16 protein-coding genes are annotated in these 20,965 nt (G+C 60.9%); 11 read left to right on the plus strand and 5 right to left on the minus strand.

Going from position 1 to position 20,965, the window contains the following annotated elements; genetic code table 11:
* Window positions 1-54 precede the first annotated feature (54 nt).
* From betI to yccS, 9 genes are all read left to right on the plus strand, one after another.
* Entirely contained in the window at window positions 55-648 is a 594-nt protein-coding gene (betI, locus tag AC3IT6_RS27065; RefSeq protein ID WP_223445474.1) for a transcriptional regulator BetI, read from the plus strand.
* A gap of 62 nt (window positions 649-710) precedes the next feature.
* Window positions 711-2,183 (plus strand): betaine-aldehyde dehydrogenase, encoded by a 1,473-nt coding sequence (gene betB / locus AC3IT6_RS27070; RefSeq protein ID WP_150725111.1) that lies wholly within the window; start codon window positions 711-713, stop codon window positions 2,181-2,183.
* Window positions 2,184-2,366: 183 nt separating this feature from the next.
* Window positions 2,367-4,067 (plus strand): choline dehydrogenase, encoded by a 1,701-nt coding sequence (betA, locus tag AC3IT6_RS27075; protein ID WP_489353667.1) that lies wholly within the window; start codon window positions 2,367-2,369, stop codon window positions 4,065-4,067.
* Window positions 4,068-4,343: 276 nt separating this feature from the next.
* Window positions 4,344-5,786 (plus strand): TldD/PmbA family protein, encoded by a 1,443-nt coding sequence (locus tag AC3IT6_RS27080; RefSeq protein WP_489353668.1) that lies wholly within the window; start codon window positions 4,344-4,346, stop codon window positions 5,784-5,786.
* A complete protein-coding gene (locus AC3IT6_RS27085) occupies window positions 5,786-7,123 on the plus strand; it encodes a TldD/PmbA family protein (RefSeq protein ID WP_489353669.1) in 1,338 nt (445 codons plus the stop codon). Before AC3IT6_RS27080 ends, AC3IT6_RS27085 begins: the two co-directional genes overlap by 1 nt.
* A gap of 169 nt (window positions 7,124-7,292) precedes the next feature.
* Window positions 7,293-8,720 (plus strand): multidrug transporter subunit MdtD, encoded by a 1,428-nt coding sequence (gene mdtD, locus AC3IT6_RS27090; protein WP_489353670.1) that lies wholly within the window; start codon window positions 7,293-7,295, stop codon window positions 8,718-8,720.
* A gap of 105 nt (window positions 8,721-8,825) precedes the next feature.
* The gene (gene dbpA / locus AC3IT6_RS27095; RefSeq protein WP_263287191.1) at window positions 8,826-10,163 is read left to right on the plus strand and encodes an ATP-dependent RNA helicase DbpA; all 1,338 of its coding nucleotides are present in this window, start codon (window positions 8,826-8,828) and stop codon (window positions 10,161-10,163) included.
* Window positions 10,164-10,316: 153 nt separating this feature from the next.
* Window positions 10,317-11,495 (plus strand): BaiN/RdsA family NAD(P)/FAD-dependent oxidoreductase, encoded by a 1,179-nt coding sequence (locus AC3IT6_RS27100; RefSeq protein WP_489353671.1) that lies wholly within the window; start codon window positions 10,317-10,319, stop codon window positions 11,493-11,495.
* Between the two features lie 226 nt (window positions 11,496-11,721).
* Window positions 11,722-13,905, plus strand: a complete 2,184-nt coding sequence (yccS, locus tag AC3IT6_RS27105; RefSeq protein WP_489353672.1) for a YccS family putative transporter — start codon at window positions 11,722-11,724, stop codon at window positions 13,903-13,905.
* Window positions 13,906-14,061: 156 nt separating this feature from the next.
* Here the strand turns inward: yccS and AC3IT6_RS27110 are convergent, their stop codons facing one another.
* Window positions 14,062-14,799 carry a substrate-binding periplasmic protein gene (locus tag AC3IT6_RS27110; protein ID WP_489353673.1) on the minus strand — a complete coding sequence of 246 codons (738 nt, stop codon included), beginning with the start codon at window positions 14,797-14,799 and terminating at the stop codon, window positions 14,062-14,064.
* Between the two features lie 256 nt (window positions 14,800-15,055).
* On the opposite strand from AC3IT6_RS27110, the gene AC3IT6_RS27115 reads away from it, so the two are divergent.
* A complete protein-coding gene (locus AC3IT6_RS27115) occupies window positions 15,056-15,508 on the plus strand; it encodes a GNAT family N-acetyltransferase (protein WP_489353674.1) in 453 nt (150 codons plus the stop codon).
* Between the two features lie 123 nt (window positions 15,509-15,631).
* On the opposite strand, the gene AC3IT6_RS27120 is transcribed toward AC3IT6_RS27115, so the two are convergent.
* From AC3IT6_RS27120 to AC3IT6_RS27130, 3 genes are read right to left on the minus strand one after another with little or no spacing between them, the layout of a single operon-like run.
* Complete coding sequence (locus AC3IT6_RS27120; protein WP_007894945.1) at window positions 15,632-15,928, minus strand: winged helix-turn-helix domain-containing protein; 297 nt, start codon at window positions 15,926-15,928, stop codon at window positions 15,632-15,634.
* A 36-nt stretch (window positions 15,929-15,964) separates the two neighbouring features.
* Entirely contained in the window at window positions 15,965-16,456 is a 492-nt protein-coding gene (locus AC3IT6_RS27125) for a YgjP-like metallopeptidase domain-containing protein (RefSeq protein ID WP_223445447.1), read from the minus strand.
* Window positions 16,457-16,501: 45 nt separating this feature from the next.
* Entirely contained in the window at window positions 16,502-18,625 is a 2,124-nt protein-coding gene (locus AC3IT6_RS27130) for a putative bifunctional diguanylate cyclase/phosphodiesterase (protein ID WP_489353675.1), read from the minus strand.
* A gap of 323 nt (window positions 18,626-18,948) precedes the next feature.
* On the opposite strand from AC3IT6_RS27130, the gene AC3IT6_RS27135 reads away from it, so the two are divergent.
* The gene (locus AC3IT6_RS27135) at window positions 18,949-19,617 is read left to right on the plus strand and encodes a polysaccharide lyase family 7 protein (protein ID WP_489353676.1); all 669 of its coding nucleotides are present in this window, start codon (window positions 18,949-18,951) and stop codon (window positions 19,615-19,617) included.
* A 193-nt stretch (window positions 19,618-19,810) separates the two neighbouring features.
* Here AC3IT6_RS27135 and fba read toward each other — a convergent pair whose 3' ends face one another.
* Complete coding sequence (fba, locus tag AC3IT6_RS27140; RefSeq protein ID WP_007981624.1) at window positions 19,811-20,875, minus strand: class II fructose-bisphosphate aldolase; 1,065 nt, start codon at window positions 20,873-20,875, stop codon at window positions 19,811-19,813.
* Between the last annotated feature and the right edge of the window lie 90 nt (window positions 20,876-20,965).

A 20,965-nucleotide genomic window follows, 5' to 3' on the forward strand; every position in this document is an offset into this window, starting at 1 on the left:
CTTCAACCCGGTAGCCGTCCTACGTCCACCGGAAGGCCTAAGGAGATGTGCAAGATGCCCAAGGTCGGTATGCAACCCATCCGCCGCCAGCAATTGATCGAAGCCACTTTGCAGGCGGTCGATCAAGTCGGAATGGGGGACGCCAGCATTGCGCTGATCGCCCGTTTGGCCGGTGTCTCGAATGGCATCATCAGTCACTACTTTCAGGACAAGAACGGCCTGATTGCCGCCACCATGGGGTACCTGATGACCGTCCTGAGCGAGAACGTCACCCTGCGCCGACAGGCGCTGAAAGATGACAGCCCGCGGGCGCATCTGCAGGTGATCATCGAAGGCAACTTCGACGCCAGCCAGGTCAATGGCCCGGCAATGAAAACCTGGCTGGCCTTCTGGGCCACCAGCATGCACCAGCCGTCTTTGCACAGGTTGCAGCGGATCAACGATCACCGTCTGTATTCCAACCTGTGCTGCCAGTTCCGCCGCGTGCTGCCGCTCAATGATGCGCGCAGTGCCGCCCGAGGCCTGGCTGCGTTGATCGACGGCTTGTGGTTGCGCGGCGCGCTGTCGGGAGATGCTTTCGACACCGGGCAGGCGCAACAGATTGCTTACGAATACATGGATACCCAACTGGCCAAGCGGGTGAGTTAGAGCACACATAAACGCTCAACCACCGAACCGCGCCAGCCACTTAATGCTCTTGCGAGGACTTTATGGCCCGTTTCGAACTGCAAAAACTCTACATCGATGGCGCGTACAGCGACGCCAGCAGCGACGCCACTTTCGAAGCCATCAACCCGGCTAACGGTGAAGTCCTCGCAAAAGTGCAACGTGCGACCCAGTCAGACGTCGAGCGCGCTGTGGTGAGCGCCGAAAAGGGCCAGAAAATCTGGGCCGCCATGACCGCCATGGAGCGTTCGCGCATCCTGCGTCGCGCCGTGGAAATCCTGCGCGAGCGCAACGACGAACTGGCCGCTCTGGAAACCCTGGACACCGGCAAGGCCTACTCCGAAACCCGCTACGTCGACATCGTCACCGGCGCTGACGTGCTGGAATACTACGCAGGCCTGGTACCGGCCATCGAAGGCGAGCAGATTCCGCTGCGCACCACTTCGTTCGTCTACACCCGTCGCGAGCCGCTGGGCGTCGTGGCCGGTATCGGCGCGTGGAACTACCCGATCCAGATCGCCCTGTGGAAATCCGCACCAGCCCTGGCGGCCGGTAACGCGATGATCTTCAAACCAAGCGAAGTCACCTCGCTGACCACCCTGAAATTGGCCGAGATCTACACCGAAGCCGGTGTGCCGAACGGTGTGTTCAACGTCCTGACCGGCAGCGGCCGTGAAGTCGGCACCTGGTTGACCGAACACCCGCGCATCGAGAAAGTCTCGTTCACCGGCGGCACCGACACCGGCAAGAAAGTCATGGCCAGCGCTTCGAGCTCTTCGCTCAAGGACGTGACCATGGAACTGGGCGGCAAGTCGCCGCTGATCATCTGCGACGACGCCGACCTCGATCGCGCTGCCGACACCGCGATGATGGCCAACTTCTACAGCTCCGGTCAGGTTTGCACCAACGGCACTCGCGTGTTCGTACCGGCTCACCTGAAGGCCGCTTTCGAAGCCAAGATCGCTGAGCGCGTTGCGCGCATCCGCATCGGCAACCCGCAAGACGAAAACACCAACTTCGGTCCGCTGGTCAGCTTTGCGCACATGGAAAGCGTGCTGGGCTACATCGCCAAGGGCAAGGAAGAAGGTGCCCGCCTGCTGTGCGGCGGTGAGCGCCTGACCGACGGCGAATTCGCCAAGGGTGCGTTCGTGGCGCCGACCGTGTTCACCGACTGCACCGACGACATGACCATCGTCCGTGAGGAAATCTTTGGCCCGGTGATGGCGATCCTCTCCTACGAAACCGAGGAAGAAGTGATCCGCCGCGCCAACGACACCGACTTCGGCTTGGCCGCCGGTATCGTCACCAAGGACCTGAACCGCGCCCACCGCGTGATTCATCAGTTGGAAGCCGGTATCTGCTGGATCAACGCCTGGGGCGAGTCCGACGCGAAGATGCCGGTTGGCGGCTACAAGCAGTCGGGTGTCGGCCGTGAGAACGGCATCAGCTCGCTGAACAACTTCACCCGCATCAAATCGGTACAGGTCGAGCTGGGCGATTACGTCTCGGTGTTCTAAGACCCGAGTCCTGTATTGCTCGCGAGGGCCTCTTCGCGAGCAAGCCCGCTCCCACAAGAGGCCAGTGGCGGACACAGATCCTGTGTACACCAGAGATCAAATGTGGAAGCGGGCTTGCTCGCGAATCGAGTGCGCAGCACTCGCCATGGCCTGACCTGACCAACATCAAAGAGGGTGCATTCAATGTCCCAAGAATTCGACTACATCATCATCGGTGCCGGCTCGGCCGGTAACACCCTGGCGACCCGTCTGACCGAAGACGCCGGCGTCACCGTCCTGCTGCTCGAAGCGGGCGGCCCGGACTACCGTTTCGACTTCCGCACGCAAATGCCGGCCGCCCTGGCGTTCCCGCTGCAAGGCCGTCGCTACAACTGGGCCTACGAAACCGATGCCGAGCCACACATGGACGGTCGTCGCATGGAATGCGGTCGCGGCAAGGGCCTGGGCGGTTCCTCGCTGATCAACGGCATGTGTTACATCCGCGGCAACGCCATGGACTACGACGGCTGGGCGAAACTGCCAGGTCTGGAAGACTGGTCGTACCTGGACTGCCTGCCGTATTTCCGTAAAGCGGAAACCCGCGACATCGGCCCGAACGACTACCACGGCGGCGACGGCCCGGTCAGCGTGACCACGCCGAAAGCCGGCAACAACCCGCTGTTCCACGCCATGGTTGAAGCCGGCGTGCAGGCCGGTTACCCGCGTACAGAAGACTTGAACGGCTACCAGCAGGAAGGCTTCGGCCCGATGGACCGCACCGTGACCCCGAAAGGTCGTCGTGCCTCCACCGCCCGTGGTTACCTGGACGTGGCCAAGAAACGTTCGACCCTGACCATCGTCACCCATGCCCTGACCGACAAGATCCTGTTCGAAGGCAAGCGTGCGGTCGGCGTGCGTTACCTGGTCGGCACCGCTGAAGAGCGTGTTGAGGTCAAGGCGCGCAAGGAAGTGCTGCTGTGCTCCGGTGCCATTGCTTCGCCGCAGATCCTGCAACGCTCCGGCGTCGGCCCGGCCGAACTGCTGAACAAGCTCGACATCCCGGTGGTCCACGACCTGCCGGGCGTCGGTGAAAACCTGCAGGATCACCTTGAGCTGTACCTGCAATACGCTTGCACCCAACCGGTCTCGCTGTACCCGTCGCTGCTCTGGTACAACCAGCCGGCCATCGGTGCCGAGTGGCTGTTCAACGGCACCGGCATCGGCGCCAGCAACCAGTTCGAAGCCGGCGGTTTCATCCGTACCCGTCCGGAATTCGAATGGCCGAACATCCAGTACCACTTCCTGCCGGTGGCGATTAACTACAACGGCAGCAACGGTGTGAAAGAGCACGGTTTCCAGGCGCACATGGGCTCCATGCGTTCGCCAAGCCGCGGGCGCATCCAGGCCAAGTCCAAGGACCCGCGCCAGCACCCGAGCATCCTTTTCAACTACATGGCCACCGAGCAGGACTGGCAGGAATTCCGCGACGGCATCCGCCTGACCCGTGAAATCATGCAGCAACCTGCACTGGACGCCTTCCGTGGTCGCGAGATCAGCCCGGGCATCGACGTGCAGAGCGATGAGCAACTGGACAAGTTCATCCGCGAGCATGCCGAAACCGCGTTCCACCCGTCCTGCTCGTGCAAGATGGGCACCGACGAAATGGCTGTGGTCGATGGCGAAGGTCGCGTGCATGGCATGCAAGGCCTGCGTGTGGTCGATGCATCGATCATGCCGATCATCACCACCGGCAACCTCAACGCACCAACGATCATGATGGCCGAGAAAATCGCCGACAAGATCCGTGGCCGCAAGCCGTTGCCGCGCAGCACTGCCACTTACTATGTGGCGGGTGAAGCGCCGGTGAAGGGCAAGCCGGTGCGGGAATTGAGCCAGATCGCTTAAGGCGTCACACCGCGTTACGGCTATTCGCGAGCAAGCCCGCTCCCACACTTGATCTCCAGTGGACACAGATTTTGTGAACACCCGGGATTGAATGTGGGAGCGGGCTTGCTCGCGAAGAGGCCCGACCAGACACCACACATCTCCCGGCAAGCCTTCTCGACACCGTCTTACCCTTGATCCTCCCCCCTCGCAAGCCTAATCTAGCGCCACGCAATCGTTTCACCCCTCCCCTCGCAGCACCGCTCCATCGCCACTCCATACCCAGGAGGTTCACGAATGTTCGATTTCCATCCCCAGCTCAAGCAGCGCTTCGCTGCCTTGCGCACGGGTGCCGAATTCTTTTCCCTGCGTTATGTGCGCGAATCCGGGCAGTACCTGTCGGTACGCAAGAACGTCGCCGAACCGCCGAACCTGAGCCGTGACGAAGGGGCGATGCTGACCGTGCGGGTCAATGGCGTCGAGGCCTATGCGGCCACCAACGACCTGTCGCAACAGGGCCTGCAAGCCGCCCTCGAACGCGCCGAACTCCAGGCCCGTCGACTCAAGCCCCACGCCTTGCTGGACCTGCGCGAGCAGGCTGTTTCCAGCGACCGCGCCGATTACTTTTCGCCCAACCTCGACCAGGTCTTCCCGTCCCTGAGCGACTGCTTCCAACTGCTTGGCGCCGAGTCGGCCGCCGTGCCCAAGGACGAGCGCCTGGTGAACTGGCAAGTCAGCCTCGGCATCACCCACGTCGAGCAGATCTACCTCAACAGCGCCGGTGCCGAACTGCGCCAGGCCCAACGTTTTGTGTACCCCGGTCTGGACGTCACGGCCTACGACGGCAACGACAGCCAGACCCGCAGCCTTGGCCGCGAGAACTTCGGCCAGCAAGGCGCGGCGGACGTCATCAGCCGCTGCGGCCTGATCGGTGCCGGTGCCCAGGTGGCCGATCAGGCCCTGCAATTGCTCCTGGCGCCGAACACTGCGCAAGGCAAGCGCGACCTGCTGCTGATGCCCGACCAGATGATGCTGCAAATCCACGAGTCCATCGGCCATCCGCTGGAGCTGGACCGCATCCTCGGCGACGAGCGCAATTACGCCGGCACCAGTTTCGTCAAAGCCGAAGATTTCGGCCGCCTGCAATACGGTTCCGGCCTGCTCAACGTGACCTTCGACCCGGACATCCCCGAGGAGCTCGCCAGCTACGGCCATGACGACGACGGCACGCCCGCCAGCAAACAGTTCCTGATCCGTGAAGGCCTGTTGCTGCGCCCGCTTGGCGGTGCGTTGTCGCAATTCCGTGCAGGCATGGACGGCGTCGCCAACAGCCGCGCCTGCGGCTGGAACCGTCCACCGATCGACCGCATGGCCAACCTCAACATCGAGCCGGGCGATCAGTCCATCGAGCAGTTGATCGGCAGCATCGAACACGGCGTGCTGATGTCGACCAACCGCTCATGGTCGATCGACGATGCGCGCAACAAATTCCAGTTCGGCTGCGAATGGGGCCAATTGATCGAAAACGGCGAACTCAAGGGCGTGGTAAAGAATCCCAATTACAGGGGCATCTCCGCGCAGTTCTGGAAGAGCCTCAGCGCCGTCGGCGATGCCAGTACCTTCAAGGTCCTCGGTACACCGAACTGCGGCAAGGGCGAACCGAACCAGGTGATCCGCGTCGGCCACGCGTCACCGGCCTGCGTGTTCAGCAACGTTGATGTATTCGGAGGAGACGCCTGATGAATCCTTCAAACAGCCAGTCCGCATCGTTCAAGGCGCTGGTCAACAGCTTGCGTGAAGCGCTTCACGAGCCCGAGCAGTTCACCCTCAGCTACGCCGCCGAATCGTCGGCTTTCGTGCGTTTCAACCACGCCAAGGTGCGTCAGGCCGGTCAGGTGCAGCAGGCGAGCATCGGCCTGAAACTGATCAACGAAGGCCGCCATGCCGACCTGAACATCACCCTGGCCGGCGATCCCCAGGTTGATCTGCGACGTTTGACCGAAGGCCTGCAACAGCTGCGGGAAACCTTGCCGCTGCTGCCTCAGGATCCTTATTTGCTGCTCAACCACAATGGCTGGCAGAGCAACAACGTGCAGTCGCATCCGCTGCCGGACACTGAAGAGGTGGTCGCGCAAATCACCCTGGCCGCCGAAGGCCTGGATCTTGTCGGTTTCTACGCTGCCGGCCCGATCAGTCGTGGCTTTGCCAGCTCTTCGGGCGCCTTCGGCTGGCATCAGGCCAACAGCTTCAACTTCGACTTCAGTCTGTTCCACGAGAACGGCCAGGCCGTGAAAGCCAGCTACGCCGGGCACGACTGGAACAGCGAAGGCTTTGCCAGACGCTTCCAGCAAGCCCGCGAGCAGCTTGAGTTTCTGGGCCGGCCGCTGCGTACTTTGCCGCCCGGCCAGTACCGCGCCTACCTGGCCCCGGCGGCGCTGGAAGAAATCATGGGCATGCTGTGCTGGGGTGGTTTCTCGGCACAGTCGATTGCCAGCAAAAGCAGCCCCCTGCAAAAGCTCTACGGTGGCGACAGCGCGTTCAGCCCGCTGGTCTCGCTGGATGAAAAAGTCAGCGGCTCGCTGAGCCCGGCATTTTCCGATGAGGGTTATCCGCGCAGCGATCTGGGTCTGATCGTCGATGGCAAGGCCGGGGCACAGCTGGTCAGCTCGCGCAGCGCCGCCGAATACGGTTTGACCGCCAATGGCGCCAGTGGCGGTGAATCGCCGAGCGCACTGAACATGAAAGCCGGAGCATTGCCTGATGCGGACATCCTCAAGCAACTGGGCACGGGGTTGTACATCAGCAATCTGTGGTACCTGAACTTCTCGGATCAACCGGCCGCACGCCTGACCGGCATGACCCGCTTTGCCACGTTCTGGGTCGAGAACGGCGAGATTCAGGCGCCGGTCAGCACCATGCGTTTTGATGACAGCGCTTTCAGCCTGCTCGGTTCGCAACTGGAAGCCTTGACCGCAGAGCGGGAGTTGCTGTTGTCGGCGAGCACCTATAGCCAGCGGGCGACGGCTTCGGCGTTGTTGCCGGGGGCGTTGGTCAGCCGTTTGACTCTGACCCTGTAAACACAAGTCTCAAGTGCACAGCAAACCTGTGGGAGCGGGCTTGCTCGCGAATGCAATCTTTCAGCTGATCTATTTGGTGACTGATACACCGCTTTCGCGAGCAAGCCCGCTCCCACATGAATCTCGACCCACCATGACCTTGCATTAACTTCATCAATCCAGAGGTCCCATGCCCAACCGCCCACCTCTCGACGCTATCACCGCCCGCTGGATACCCTGGGTCGTCGCCATTGCCTTCTTCATGCAGTCCCTCGACGGGACTATCCTCAACACCGCCCTGCCGGCCATGGCCCGGGACCTCGCCGAAGATCCACTGCGCATGCAGGGCGTGATCATCGCCTACATGCTCACGGTCGCCTTGCTGATCCCCGCATCCGGCTGGATCGCCGACCGCTTCGGCACCCGAAAAATCTTTTTCAGTGCGATTTTGCTGTTCAGCCTCGGCTCGCTGCTCTGCGCATTGTCGAGCAGCCTGAGCATGCTGATCGGCGCCCGGGTGATCCAGGGCCTGGGCGGCGCGTTGATGCTGCCGGTCGGGCGACTGGTGGTGTTGCGCGCCTACCCGCGCTCGGAACTGGTGCGGATCATGGGCTTCATCACCATTCCCGGGCTGCTCGGCCCGTTGATCGGCCCGACCATGGGTGGCTGGATGGTGCAATACCTGACCTGGCACTGGATCTTCCTGATCAACCTGCCGGTGGGGCTGGTCGGTTGCTACGCCGTGTGGAAATTCATCCCGGACCTGCGCGGTTCCGAGCGCACCCGTTTCGATAGCCTGGGCTTCGTGCTGTTTGGCGCGGCGATGATTCTGATCACCATCGCCATGGAAGGCCTGGGCGAACTGCACCTGCCGCACCTGCGGGTGATGTTGTTGCTGTTCGGTGGCATGGCGTGCCTGGCGGCGTACTGGCTGCGCGCCGGGCATATCGAGAACCCGTTGTTCGCGCCGTCGCTGTTCAAGACCCGGACCTTTGCCGTGGGCATTCTCGGCAACCTGTTCGCCCGCCTCGGCAGTGGCGCCCTGCCCTTTCTGGTGCCGTTGCTGCTGCAAGTGGCGCTGGGCTATTCGCCGTCCCAGGCCGGGATGAGCATGCTGCCGCTGGCGGCGGCGGCGATGATCGCCAAGTGGGTGGCGCGACCGCTGATCGAGCGCCTGGGTTATCGCATCGTGCTCACCGGCAACACTCTGGCGCTGGGGATCATGCTGGCGAGCATGGGCCTGGTCAGCGAGCAGACGCCGTACTGGCTACTGCTGTGTCTGCTAGCGATCCTTGGCGCGATCAACTCCTTGCAGTTCACCGCGATGAACACCGTGACCCTGATCGACCTCGACGATGCCAGCGCCAGCAGCGGCAACAGCCTGCTGTCGGTGGTCGCGCAATTGTCCCTGAGCCTGGGCGTGGCCTGCGCCGGTGCGTTGCTCGGTGGCTTTACCGCGGAAATTGGTAATGATGGCGTGGACACGGTCCTGGGGGCATTCCAATTGACCTTCGTGACCGTAGGAATCATGGCGATGCTGGCCGCTACGATCTTCTCGCAACTGTCAAAAAATGACGGACGGCGAGTTAAGCGTCCGGAAGAACACATAGAGCCTTAGGGCGAATGGCCACTGGACTGGTACACTGCGCGACATTTTGTTTTGCAGGCCAGTCCCGTGACCACCATCGCCACCGAATTTAATACTTTGCCGCTGTCCGCCGCCATGCTGGCTAACCTCGACTCCCTCGGTTATGCCCAGATGACGCCGATCCAGGCGCAAAGCTTGCCGGTGATCCTCAAGGGGATGGACCTGATCGCCCAGGCCAAGACCGGCAGCGGCAAGACCGCCGCCTTCGGCATCGGCCTGCTGAACCCGATCAATCCGCGTTACTTCGGTTGCCAGGCGCTGATCCTGTGCCCGACCCGCGAGCTGGCCGACCAGGTCGCCAAGGAAATCCGCCGCCTGGCCCGTGCCGAAGACAACATCAAGGTCCTGACCCTGTGTGGCGGCGTGTCCCTCGGCCCGCAGATCGCTTCGCTGGAACACGGCGCGCACATCATCGTCGGCACCCCGGGACGCATCCAACAGCACCTGCGCAAGGGTTCGCTGGTGCTCCACGGTCTGAACACCCTGATCCTCGACGAAGCCGACCGCATGCTCGACATGGGTTTCTACGACTCCATCGAAGAAATCATCATGCAGGCCCCGGAGCGTCGCCAGACCCTGCTGTTCTCCGCCACCTATCCGGTAGGCATCAAGCAGTTGGCCTCCAAATTCATGCGCAACCCGCAGCAAGTGAAGGCCGAAGCGTTCCACGACGACACGCAGATCGAGCAGCGCTTCTACGAGATTTCCCCGGATGACCGCATGAGTGCGGTGACCAAGGTCCTTGGCCACTTCCGCCCGGCCTCCTGCGTGGCCTTCTGCTACACCAAGCAGCAGGTTCAGGAAACCGTCGACCACCTGACCACCAAAGGCATTTCCGCCGTCGGCCTGCACGGCGATCTGGAGCAGCGTGACCGCGACCAGGTGCTGGCGATGTTCGCCAACCGCAGTACTTCGGTGCTGGTGGCGACCGACGTCGCCGCCCGCGGCCTCGATATCGACTCGCTGGACATGGTGATCAACGTCGAGTTGGCCCGTGATTCGGAAATCCACATTCACCGCGTCGGCCGTACCGGTCGTGCCGGTGAGAAAGGCCTCGCCATCAGCCTGGTGGCGCCGTCCGAAGCGCAGCGCGCCCAGGCCATCGAGCAATTGCAGAAGACCCCATTGACCTGGGACCAGGTGGACAACCTCACCTCCAAGGGTGGTGGCCCGCTGTTGCCGCAGATGAGCACCCTGTGCATCGCTGCCGGCCGTAAGGACAAGGTTCGTCCGGGCGACATTCTTGGCGCACTGACCGGTGACGCCGGCATCCCCGGTGCCCAGGTCGGCAAGATCGCGATTTTCGACTTCCAGGCCTATGTGGCCGTGGAGCGCGGCGTCGCCAAGCAGGCCTTGCAGCGTTTGAACGACGGCAAGATCAAGGGCCGTTCGTTGCGCGTTCGTATTTTGTAAGCGATCTTCGACCCAACGAAGATCCCCCTGTGGGAGCGGGCTTGCTCGCGAAAGCGGCTTATCAGTCGACATTGATGTTGAATGTGATGGCCCTTTCGCGAGCAAGCCCGCTCCCACATTGGTTTTGTGGTGATACATCAAGAGGACACCGTTTTGCGCTCTACCGAAGTCGTGATCATTGGCGCTGGCGCCGCAGGGTTGATGTGTGCACTGACCGCCGCCGGGCGAGGGCGCAAGGTGTTGCTGCTTGACCACGCTAACAAGGCCGGCAAGAAAATCCTGATGTCGGGCGGTGGCCGCTGCAATTTCACCAACATGTACACAGAACCGAGCAATTTCCTCTCGCAGAACGCGCACTTCTGCAAATCCGCCCTGGCCCGTTATACCCAGTGGGATTTCATCGGCATGGTGGCCAAGCACAGCGTGCCATACCACGAGAAAAAACTCGGCCAGCTGTTCTGCGATAACAAATCCAGCGACATCCTTGAGATGCTGCTCAACGAGTGCGATCAGGTCGGCGTCAGCCTGCACCTGGATACCTCGATCCAGACCATCGAGAAGCTCGAAAGCGGCTACCTGCTGGACACGACACTCGACCAAATCACCTGCGAATCCCTGGTGATCGCCACCGGCGGCCTGTCGATCCCGACCCTGGGCGCCACCGGTTTCGGTTACCAGGTGGCCAAACAGTTCGGCCACGAGCTGCTGCCGACCCGCGCCGGCCTGGTGCCATTCACCATCACCGATCAGCTCAAAGCCTTGTGCACTGAGCTGTCCGGTACATCGGTGGATTGCCTGGTGAGCTGCAACGACCAGAGCTTTCGCGAGAACATCCTGTTCACCCACCGCGGCCTCAGCGGCCCGGCGATTTTGCAGATCTCGTCGTTCTGGGAATCCGGCGATACCGTCGAGATCAACCTGCTGCCGGATCACGACGTGCCGAGCTGGCTGCAACAGCAGCAGGCCGAACGTCCCAACAGCGAGCTGAAAACCCTGCTCGGTGAAATCTTCACCAAGAAGATGGCCAACCTGCTGGCGGACGACTGGTTCGTCTCCAAACCGATGAAGCAGTACACCCACGCCGAACTGGCCGATATCGCGGAAAAACTGGCGAGCTGGAAAGTCGTTCCCGCCGGCACCGAAGGCTATCGCACCGCCGAGGTCACCCTGGGCGGCGTCAACACCAATGAAGTGTCCTCCAAGACCATGGAATCGCTGAAAAGCCCGGGGCTGTACTTCATTGGTGAAGTGCTGGACGTGACCGGGCATCTAGGCGGGTTCAATTTCCAGTGGGCGTGGGCTTCGGGCTACGCGGCTGCGCAGTACGCCTGACGAACACAAATCAAAATGTGGGAGCGGGCTTGCTCGCGAAAGCGGTGTGTCAGTCAACCTATAGGCTAACTGACAGACTGCATTCGCGAGCAAGCCCGCTCCCACATTGGTTATGTGTTGAGCTCGATAAGGAACAGATTTTGCTGTCTGATGTGATCGACGCCATTGCGTCGGCGTCATTAGTGGCTCAATTTAGCGTCATTGCCTCGGAAGGCCTTCGCATTTCATGTCATCGACTTCGTTCCGCCAGTCTCTGCGTCGCCTTTGGGCGCTGGATAAATTCAGCTACAGCGTGCGGGTATTCATTGCCCTGACCGGCACCATGGCGCTGTGTTGGTATCAGGATGAAATGGGCCTGCTGATCCCGTTGTTCCTGGGGATTATCGCCAGTGCCCTGGCCGAGACCGACGACAGCTGGCAGGGCCGTATCAACGCGCTCGCCGTGACGCTGGTGTGTTTCGCGGTTGCCGCCCTCTCCGTCGAACTGCTCTTCCCCTACCCCTACCTCTTCATCATTGCCTTCGCCCTGGCCGCGTTCTGCCTGACCATGCTCGGCGCCCTCGGCGAACGCTATGGCGCGATTGCCTCGGCGACGCTGATCCTTTCGGTCTACACCATGATCGGCGTGGACCAGCGTGGTGGTGCGGTCACCGACGTCTGGCACGAGCCGTTGCTGCTGGTGGCCGGTGCGGCCTGGTACGGCTTGCTGTCGGTGCTGTGGCAGGCGCTGTTTTCCAATCAGCCGGTGCAGCAGAGCCTGGCGCGGTTGTTCCGTGAGCTGGGCTTTTACCTGAAGCTGAAATCCTCGCTGTTCGAGCCGATCCGGCAGATGGACGTGGAAGCGCGGCGCCTCGAATTGGCCCAGCAGAACGGCCGAGTGGTGGCGGCATTGAACGCCGCCAAGGAGATCATCCTGCACCGGGTCGGCAACGGTCGCCCGGGGTCGAAAGTCAGCCGCTACCTCAAGCTGTACTTCCTCGCCCAGGACATCCACGAACGTGCCAGTTCTTCGCACTACCCTTATAACGCCCTGGCCGACGCCTTCTTCCACAGCGACGTGCTGTTCCGCTGCCAACGCCTGTTGCGTCAGCAAGGCAAGGCCTGCCGGGCCCTGGCCGAATCGATCCAGATGCGCCAGCCGTTCACCTATGACGCCAGTTTCGCCGAGGCCCTGAGCGACCTGGATGCCTCTCTCGAACACCTGCGCATCCAGAGCAACCCGGCCTGGCGCGGCTTGCTGCGTTCACTGCGGGCACTGGCGGCCAACCTCGGCACCCTCGACCGCTTGCTCAGCGATGCCAGCAACCCCGACGCCCTGGCCGACGCCACCGACAGCAGCCTGCTCGACCGTTCGCCACGCAGCCTCAAGGACGTCTGGCTGCGCTTGCGCACGCAGCTGACGCCGACCTCGCTGCTGTTCCGCCATGCCCTGCGATTGCCCCTGGCCTTGAGCATCGGCTACGCCATGGTGCATTTGATTCACCCGTCCCAAGGCTACTGGATCATCCTCACTACGCTGTTCGTCTGCCAACCAAACTACGGCGCTACCCGCCGCAAACTCGGTCAACGGATCATCGGCACCGCCATCGGCCTGACCCTGGCCTGGGCGCTGTTCGACCTGTTCCCGAACCCGCTGATCCAGTCGTGTTTCGCCATTGCCGCCGGGGTGGTGTTCTTTACCAACCGCACCACCCGCTACACCCTGGCGACGGCCGCGATCACCCTGATGGTGCTGTTCTGCTTCAACCAGGTGGGCGACGGTTACGGGCTGTTCCTGCCCCGGTTGTTCGATACCTTGCTCGGCAGCCTGATCGCCGGCCTCGCGGTGTTCCTGTTCCTGCCGGACTGGCAGGGCCGACGCCTGAACAAAGTGCTGGCCAACACCCTGGCCTGCAACAGCATTTACTTGCGCCAGATCATGCAGCAATACGCGGCGGGCAAAAGCGACGACCTGGCTTACCGTCTGGCCCGCCGCAACGCGCACAACGCCGATGCGGCGCTGTCGACCACACTGGCCAACATGCTGATGGAGCCGGGGCATTTCCGAAAGGAAGCGGATGTGGGCTTCCGCTTCCTGGTGCTGTCACACACGCTGCTCAGTTACCTGTCGGGCCTGGGCGCGCACCGGGAAACCCAACTGCCGGCGGACGTGCGCGAGCATTTGATCGATGGGGCCGGGGTGAAACTGGCCGCCAGCATCGACGAGATCGCCCAAGGGCTGGCGAGCAAGTCTTCGATCGAGATTCAGAGCGATGAAGAAGAAGCACTGGCCAATGGACTGGAACAGATGCCTGATGAAATCGATGAGGGGCAGCGGTTGGTGCAGACGCAACTGGCACTGATCTGTCGTCAGCTCGGGCCGCTGAGGACGTTGGCGGCACATCTGATCAAGGATACGAGCGAGGATTGATATTTGTGGTGTCTGGGCGGGCCTCATCGCGAGCAAGCTCGCTCCCACAGGGGGCTCTGGTGTTCACAAAACTTGTGTCGACTGAAGATCTACTGTGGGAGCGGGCTTGCTCGCGAAGAGGCCATCAGCAACAACACAGAAACTGGCTCCATCCACTCACATCCCGTGCTGTTTGATCAACTTGTCATAACTCCCGTCCGCCTTCATCGCCGCGATCTCGCGGTCGAAACCGGCAACGATCCGTGCATGCTCGGGATTCTTCAGGCTCACCATGATATGCAGGCTGTTCTCGCTCAACGCCTTGGGCAGGAATTCCACGGCGTTTCGCACCTTGGGTGACTCACGAGCCAGGTAGTAGCGGGCGACGAATTCATCCTCCAGCGTCAGCTTGACCCGGTCGGCCGCGAGCATGCGCACCGCCATGGCAAAACTGTGCACAGGGATTTTCTGCAACGACTCGTCGTTGTCGAACGGGGGCGAATAGGCGTATCCACGCACGACGGCAATCGGATAGGTGTGCAATTGCTGCAGTTTATTGAATTCGATGGGCGCGTCTTTGCGCTTGAGAAAGCGCACGCGATTGAGCAGGTACTCGCCGGAAAACTGGCCAAGCCGGGTCCGCTCCTCGGTGTACCAGGCGTTGACCAGCACGTCGTATCGGCCCTCGCCCAATCCCATCAAGGCCCGTGCCCAGGGTACCTGCTCGAATTCACTGGCATAGCCGGCCCTGGCGAGCGCGGTACTGACAATGTCCGTGGCCAAACCACCGTTGACGAGCGTGGCATCGGTAAAGGGCGGCCAGGCATCAGCGACCAACCGCAGTTTTTCTGCCGCCGCCCCCTGAACCAGCAACAGCAATCCAATCAAGGCAAAAGCTCGATGCAATCGCGGCATGCCAGGAAATCCTTAGCGGGCAGGTTGCCCGACGTGTTTTCAGCCAAACCCCAAGGCCCCGTACCGGCAAGTCCCGGGTACTGAGCATTAGCTCATAGAAGCCACAGCACAGCGCTTCGATCCAGATTACACAAAGAAGACATCTGCGCGAGAAATGAATGATGGCATTTTGGCCTATGTCACAGATTCTTCCGCCATAAAGACTTCTGGCGTGAGTGCGCTTAGTATCGGAACGACGTTTTCAGGGAATCAAAACATGACAGTCGATTGGATCTGCAAACACCACAGCGACCTGGGCAAGGAGCAGCTGTACGCCATTTTGCAGTTGCGTGCGCAAGTGTTCGTCGTCGAGCAGCAATGCGCTTATCAAGACGTGGATGGCCAGGACCTGGAAGGTGACACTTGCCACTTGATGGCCTGGGACAGCAACCAACTGGTGGCCTATCTGCGGCTGCTCGACCCGGAACTGCAAGGCGGGGACGTAGTGATCGGTCGGGTGATCATTGCTCCACACGCACGAGGCGCCGGGCTTGGACATGCGTTGATGGACCAGGCGTTGAAGCAGATTGAAGAACGCTGGCCGCAAATGCCGATCTACCTCTCGGCCCAGACGCATTTGCAGGGGTATTACGGGCGGTACGGGTTTGTCGTGACGGGCGAGGAGTTTGTCGAGGATGGCATTCCGCATATCGGGATGCGTCGTCCGTAAGGGCCTCTTCGCGAGCAAGCCCGCTCCCACAGGTTTCCGGTTGGATTGAATAATTTTGATCCAACCGGAAACCTGTGGGAGCGGGCTTGCTCGCGAAGGCGTCAGTCAAACCACTGAAAGATTTCAGGGATACTCCAACACCGCCTTGATCTGCCGCAGATTACGCTCGATCCACCCGCGATCGATCGCCCCCCACTCGCGAATCCGATAGCGCCCCGCATGGTTGCGCGCCCCCTCTTCCTGCTCGAACTCACAAACGATATCCAGATCCGCCAACGCCGCGATGGTGTCCTGTGCCGTGCGCCGGGGCATGCCGGTGACCTCGGTCAGCGCCGGGACACTGCTGGCCAGCCCGCTGTCGATCAGGTACGCCACGTACAACCGACGATAGAAGCTGCTCTTGGTCTTGCTCACGTCCATCCACACACTCCTTGTTGCGATTCTCGGCGGCGATAGCTATTGCATGTCCCGCCACGTCAGGTACACCCGCACATCGAATTCCACCTGGTGATAACCCGGCAGCATGTGCTCGCACAGTTTGTAGAAGGCCTTGTTGTGGTCCGATTCCTTGAAGTGCGCCAGCTCATGCACCACGATCATTTTCAGGAACTCGCAAGGCGCTTCCTTGAACAGCGAAGCGATGCGGATTTCCTTCTTGGACTTGAGTTTACCGCCTTGCACCCGGGAGATCGTGGTATGCAGGCCGAGCGCGCGATGAGTCAGGTCCAGGCGGTTGTCGAACAGCACCTTGTCGATGGCCGGGGCATTACGCAGGTATTCCTGCTTGAGGTCCAGGGCATAGGTGTACAGCGCCTTGTCGCTCTGCACCCCGTGCTTTTGCGGGTAACGCTGGCTCAGGTAATCGCCCAGCCGACCGTCGGCGATCAGCTGGCGCACCTGATCCTGCAAGGTGGCGGGATAGGCTTGGAGATATTTCAACACGGTCATCGGGGCGGCAATACAGGTCACTAAAAGTTCGCCAGTGTAGCGAATTCAGCGGGCCAGCGCGCTCCAGTCAAACGGTTGGACAAAGACCCCGGTGTCTTCGGCCATCATCGGCCGGGCCACCAGAAAACCTTGCACATATTCACAGCCATTGGCTTGCAGCCATTCAAACTGCGCGACGGTTTCGACCCCTTCGGCAATCACCAGCATCCCGAACTGTTTGCACAGGTCGATCACACTGCGCACCAGCGCCGCATCCCTTGCCGACTTCGGCAACCGGGCGATCAAATGGCGGTCGATCTTGAGGGTATCCAGCTCCAGGTCGCGCAAGTGCGTCAGGGAGCAGGGGCCGGCCCCGAAGTCATCCAATGCCACTCGTACGCCCAGATTGTGCAGCAGACGCAATTGCTTGCGGGTTTCTTCGGGGTTGTGCATCAAGGCCTCTTCCGTGACCTCGACTTCCAGATGACGCGGTTGCAGGCCATGGCGCTCCAGCACCTGGCGCAACTCGGTGACCAGATTCGGCATGCCGAACTGCGTACTGCTCAAGCTGACGCCGAGCACCAGGTCCTCGGTAAACAGAGACCCCCAGGCTTTGCGTTGCCCGATGCTGCGATAGTAGATCCAGCTGCCCAGGCGACTGATCAGCCGCGCCTCCTCCAGCAATGGCAAAAACAGCCCCGGGGGGACATCGCCAACGCTCGGATGCTGCCAGCGCAACAAGGCCTCGAAGCCACGAATCCGCCCGTCGGAAATCGCCACCTGAGGTTGATACACCAGATTGAAATCCCGGTTCTCGATGGCTGTGCGCACACTTTCTTCCAGCATCAGCCGCGTGCGCGCCCGGCCGTTCATTTCATGATCGTAGAAGCGATATTGCTGGCGGCCGGCACGCTTGGCTTCGTACATGGCGATGTCGGCCGCCCGCAGCATCCCGTCGAGATTGGCACCACAATCAGGGAACGTGGCGATGCCGATGCTGGCACCCAGGGCGATATCGAGGCCGTCGATCTGCTGACAGATCGACACTCGCTCGATGAGCTTCTCGGCAATCTTCGCCGCCTGCTCGGGGTACTCCAGATCCAGCAGCACAGTGAATTCGTCGCCGCCCATCCGCGCCAGAATGTCGAAGGGCCGCAGGCAAGCCTTCAACTGTTCGCAGACCCAGCGCAGCACCCGATCGCCGGCATCGTGCCCGAGCGAATCATTGACTCGCTTGAAGCCGTCGAGGTCCAGGTACATCAAGACCCAGGAACTGTCGGAACGCTCACCGCGCAACAGCAGGTTCTCTACGGTCTGGTAGAGCCCCCGGCGGTTGAGCAATCCGGTCAGCGGATCGGTGACCGCCTGAAACTCCAGTTGCTGATGCAGATGGCGCACCACCGACATGTCCAGCACGGTCACCACCATCGCCTGTTGCTCGGCGGGCAATGGCGCGCAGGACAAGGCCACCGGCACCTGCTGGCCGGGCGCCGTTCGTAGCAGGGCATCGTGCAGGCGCAGGGTTTCGCCGCGTTTGTATCCGGCCAGCAACTCGGAATCGGCCCAGATCGGGATATGCGGTTTTTGCAGGTAGTCCACAAACTCCTTGCCTTGCAGTTCCTGCACCGTGGCATTGAGCAAGCGTGACATCGCCGGATTGGCAAAACGAATCAGGCCGTCCTCACCCAATACCAGAATGCCTTCGGCTGCGTTATCCAGCACCGACGCATTAAAGGCACGAGCCGCTTCCAGATCATGACTCAGGCGCTGCAAGGCCCGGCGGTTACGCTGGTGTTCGAGCAACGCCTGGACCCTGGGCGTGAAGATCTGCGGGTCGAACGGCTTGAACAGGTAATCCACCGCACCACTGGCATAGCCCTTGATCACGGCGTCCCGGGACTGTTCGTTGGCGGTCAGGAAAATGATCGGCGTGAGACAGGTCCGCTGGCTACCGCGCATCAGGCGCGCCACCTCATAGCCGTCCATGCCCGGCATCTGCACATCCAGCAGTACCAGGTCGATGTCGTGTTCAAGTAACAAGCCGAGGGCTTCGAAACCCGAGGCGGCGGTAATGACCCGCCAGTCCTGGCGCTGTAACAACGCGCGCATGCTGATCAGGTTTTCAGGGTAATCGTCGACGACTAAAAGGGTTGAGCCGCCGTCTACTGGCGTGGGTTGCGCGCATTCCATGCTGCTTCTCTTATTGCGGGGTGTCAGGCCGGCTTCTCGTGAAAACCGGACAAATACGGTGCCATCACTCTAGACCCGGTTCTGCAAAAGCAGAAGGTGTCAGTAGGCCATCATCTAATCATTGTGTCTTTTTACCGACTAACGGTCGATGGTTCAGCTCCATGAAAACCGGGAAGATGGCATCGTCGACAGGATGTTGACGTCAACCACCCGTCAGGCGGGCATTAACAAAATCTCCCGCTACGCTTATAAAGGCCGCCCCAAAGGTGCGGTCTAGAGCTTCTGGCACGCCCGTTCTGCATGAATCGAGTGGAAGAACCGACATGATCGACCTCGCAACCTGGAACCTCAGCGTCCCCGTTGGCAGCCCGCCGTACACCGTCGAAACAGCCAAACTGGTGGATGGCTTCAAGGATCAATACTTCCATTCAGATACCGGCACATTGTTTTTCTGGACGCCCGTGACCGGCTCCCGTACTGAAAACGCGATTTACCCACGCACCGAACTGCGCGAAACCTACAGCAACGGCACGTTGAAAAACTGGTATTACCCGCAGGCCGACAATTTGTTGTATGCCACTCTGGCAGTGAACCAGGTGCCGAGTTCCGGGAAGATCGTCATTGGCCAGATCCATGCCTATCAAAGCCAGAAACCTCTGGTGAAGGTCGAATACCAATACAAAACCAGTACAGGCACCGGCAATATCGTTGCCAAGGTCCGGATGCATCCCTATGACGATACAAGCCGGGTGATTGTCGTTGCGACGGGGGTGAAACTCGACCAGGAGTTCAACTACCTCATTCACCTCAGCCCCGGTGGCGCCTTGGGCATCAGCGCGGCAGGTTATCAGTGGGATACGCAAATCAGCACAACCTGGCGCGACAAACCGCTGTACTTCAAGGCCGGGGTCTATGTGCAGGACAACACCGGGTACACCACTGAAGGCGGCAAAGTGACCTTCAGCAAGCTGGATATCGATCACAATCAATGATGTCGAGGCATCGTTGACACTGTGGGAGCGGGCTTGCTCGTGAAGGCGTAGTGTCAGATGACATTAACGCTGAATGACACACCGCTTTCGCGAGCAAGCCCGCTCCCACACTGACCACGCCGGCCTTAGATCATCGCCCACAAAAAACCCGCCTCTCGGCGGGTTTTTCATCGAAGCAGTTTAACGCTCAGGCTTAGTTGACCTTGGCGTTCAACTCACCTTTCAGGTAACGCTGATACATGCCTTCCAGCGAGATCGCCTTGATCTTCGAAGCATTGCCGGCAGTGCCGAAGGCTTCGTAGCGAGCGATACATACGTCGCGCATGGCGGTGACGGTGGCACCGAAGAATTTACGCGGGTCGAACTCGCTCGGGTTGGTAGCCATCAGGCGACGCATTGCGCCAGTGGATGCCAGGCGCAGGTCGGTGTCGATGTTGACCTTGCGCACGCCGTGCTTGATACCTTCGACGATTTCTTCAACCGGTACGCCGTAGGTTTCCTTGATGTCGCCGCCGTACTGGTTGATGATCGCCAGCCACTCTTGCGGAACCGAAGACGAACCGTGCATCACCAGGTGAGTGTTCGGAATACGCTTGTGGATTTCCTTGATGCGGTCGATGGCCAGCACGTCGCCGGTAGGCGGCTTGGTGAACTTGTAGGCGCCGTGGCTGGTGCCGATGGCGATCGCCAGGGCATCCACCTGAGTGCGTTTTACGAAGTCAGCGGCTTCTTCCGGGTCGGTCAGCATCTGGCTGTGATCCAGAACGCCTTCGGCGCCGATGCCGTCTTCTTCACCGGCCATGCCGGTTTCCAGCGAACCCAGGCAGCCCAGCTCGCCTTCTACCGAAACGCCGCAGGCGTGAGCCATGGCCACGGTTTGTTGGGTCACACGCACGTTGTAGTCGTAGTCAGTCGGGGTCTTGCCGTCTTCGCCCAGGGAACCGTCCATCATCACCGAGCTGAAGCCCAGCTGGATGGAGCGCTGGCAGACGTCAGGGCTGGTGCCGTGGTCCTGGTGCATGCACACCGGGATGTGCGGGAATTCTTCGATGGCTGCCAGGATCAGGTGACGCAGGAACGGTGCACCGGCGTATTTGCGAGCACCGGCCGAAGCCTGGACGATCACCGGGGAGTCAGTCTTGTCAGCGGCTTCCATGATGGCGCGCATCTGCTCAAGGTTGTTGACGTTGAAGGCTGGAACGCCGTAGCCGAACTCGGCTGCGTGGTCCAGCATCTGGCGCATGCTGATAAGTGCCATTGTGTATATCTCTCCCGGTTGAGGGTCGTTAATCGTGCCAGCCTGCCGTAGCGGCGGCGGCTATTCAAGTTTTTGCAGATCGGGGGTTGG

Source organism: Pseudomonas sp. KH_017 (assembly GCF_057840285.1).

What these genes read in the sequence shown, in the direction of transcription:
- betI (WP_223445474.1), top strand. Translation starts at nt 55, where the DNA reads ATGCCCAAGGTCGGTATGCAACCCATCCGCCGCCAGCAATTGATCGAA.
- betB (WP_150725111.1), top strand. Translation starts at nt 711, where the DNA reads ATGGCCCGTTTCGAACTGCAAAAACTCTACATCGATGGCGCGTACAGC.
- betA (WP_489353667.1), top strand. Translation starts at nt 2,367, where the DNA reads ATGTCCCAAGAATTCGACTACATCATCATCGGTGCCGGCTCGGCCGGT.
- AC3IT6_RS27080 (WP_489353668.1), top strand. Translation starts at nt 4,344, where the DNA reads ATGTTCGATTTCCATCCCCAGCTCAAGCAGCGCTTCGCTGCCTTGCGC.
- AC3IT6_RS27085 (WP_489353669.1), top strand. Translation starts at nt 5,786, where the DNA reads ATGAATCCTTCAAACAGCCAGTCCGCATCGTTCAAGGCGCTGGTCAAC.
- mdtD (WP_489353670.1), top strand. Translation starts at nt 7,293, where the DNA reads ATGCCCAACCGCCCACCTCTCGACGCTATCACCGCCCGCTGGATACCC.
- dbpA (WP_263287191.1), top strand. Translation starts at nt 8,826, where the DNA reads ATGCTGGCTAACCTCGACTCCCTCGGTTATGCCCAGATGACGCCGATC.
- yccS (WP_489353672.1), top strand. Translation starts at nt 11,722, where the DNA reads ATGTCATCGACTTCGTTCCGCCAGTCTCTGCGTCGCCTTTGGGCGCTG.
- AC3IT6_RS27110 (WP_489353673.1), bottom strand. Translation starts at nt 14,799, where the DNA reads ATGCCGCGATTGCATCGAGCTTTTGCCTTGATTGGATTGCTGTTGCTG.
- AC3IT6_RS27115 (WP_489353674.1), top strand. Translation starts at nt 15,056, where the DNA reads ATGACAGTCGATTGGATCTGCAAACACCACAGCGACCTGGGCAAGGAG.
- AC3IT6_RS27120 (WP_007894945.1), bottom strand. Translation starts at nt 15,928, where the DNA reads ATGGACGTGAGCAAGACCAAGAGCAGCTTCTATCGTCGGTTGTACGTG.
- AC3IT6_RS27125 (WP_223445447.1), bottom strand. Translation starts at nt 16,456, where the DNA reads ATGACCGTGTTGAAATATCTCCAAGCCTATCCCGCCACCTTGCAGGAT.
- AC3IT6_RS27130 (WP_489353675.1), bottom strand. Translation starts at nt 18,625, where the DNA reads ATGGAATGCGCGCAACCCACGCCAGTAGACGGCGGCTCAACCCTTTTA.
- AC3IT6_RS27135 (WP_489353676.1), top strand. Translation starts at nt 18,949, where the DNA reads ATGATCGACCTCGCAACCTGGAACCTCAGCGTCCCCGTTGGCAGCCCG.
- fba (WP_007981624.1), bottom strand. Translation starts at nt 20,875, where the DNA reads ATGGCACTTATCAGCATGCGCCAGATGCTGGACCACGCAGCCGAGTTC.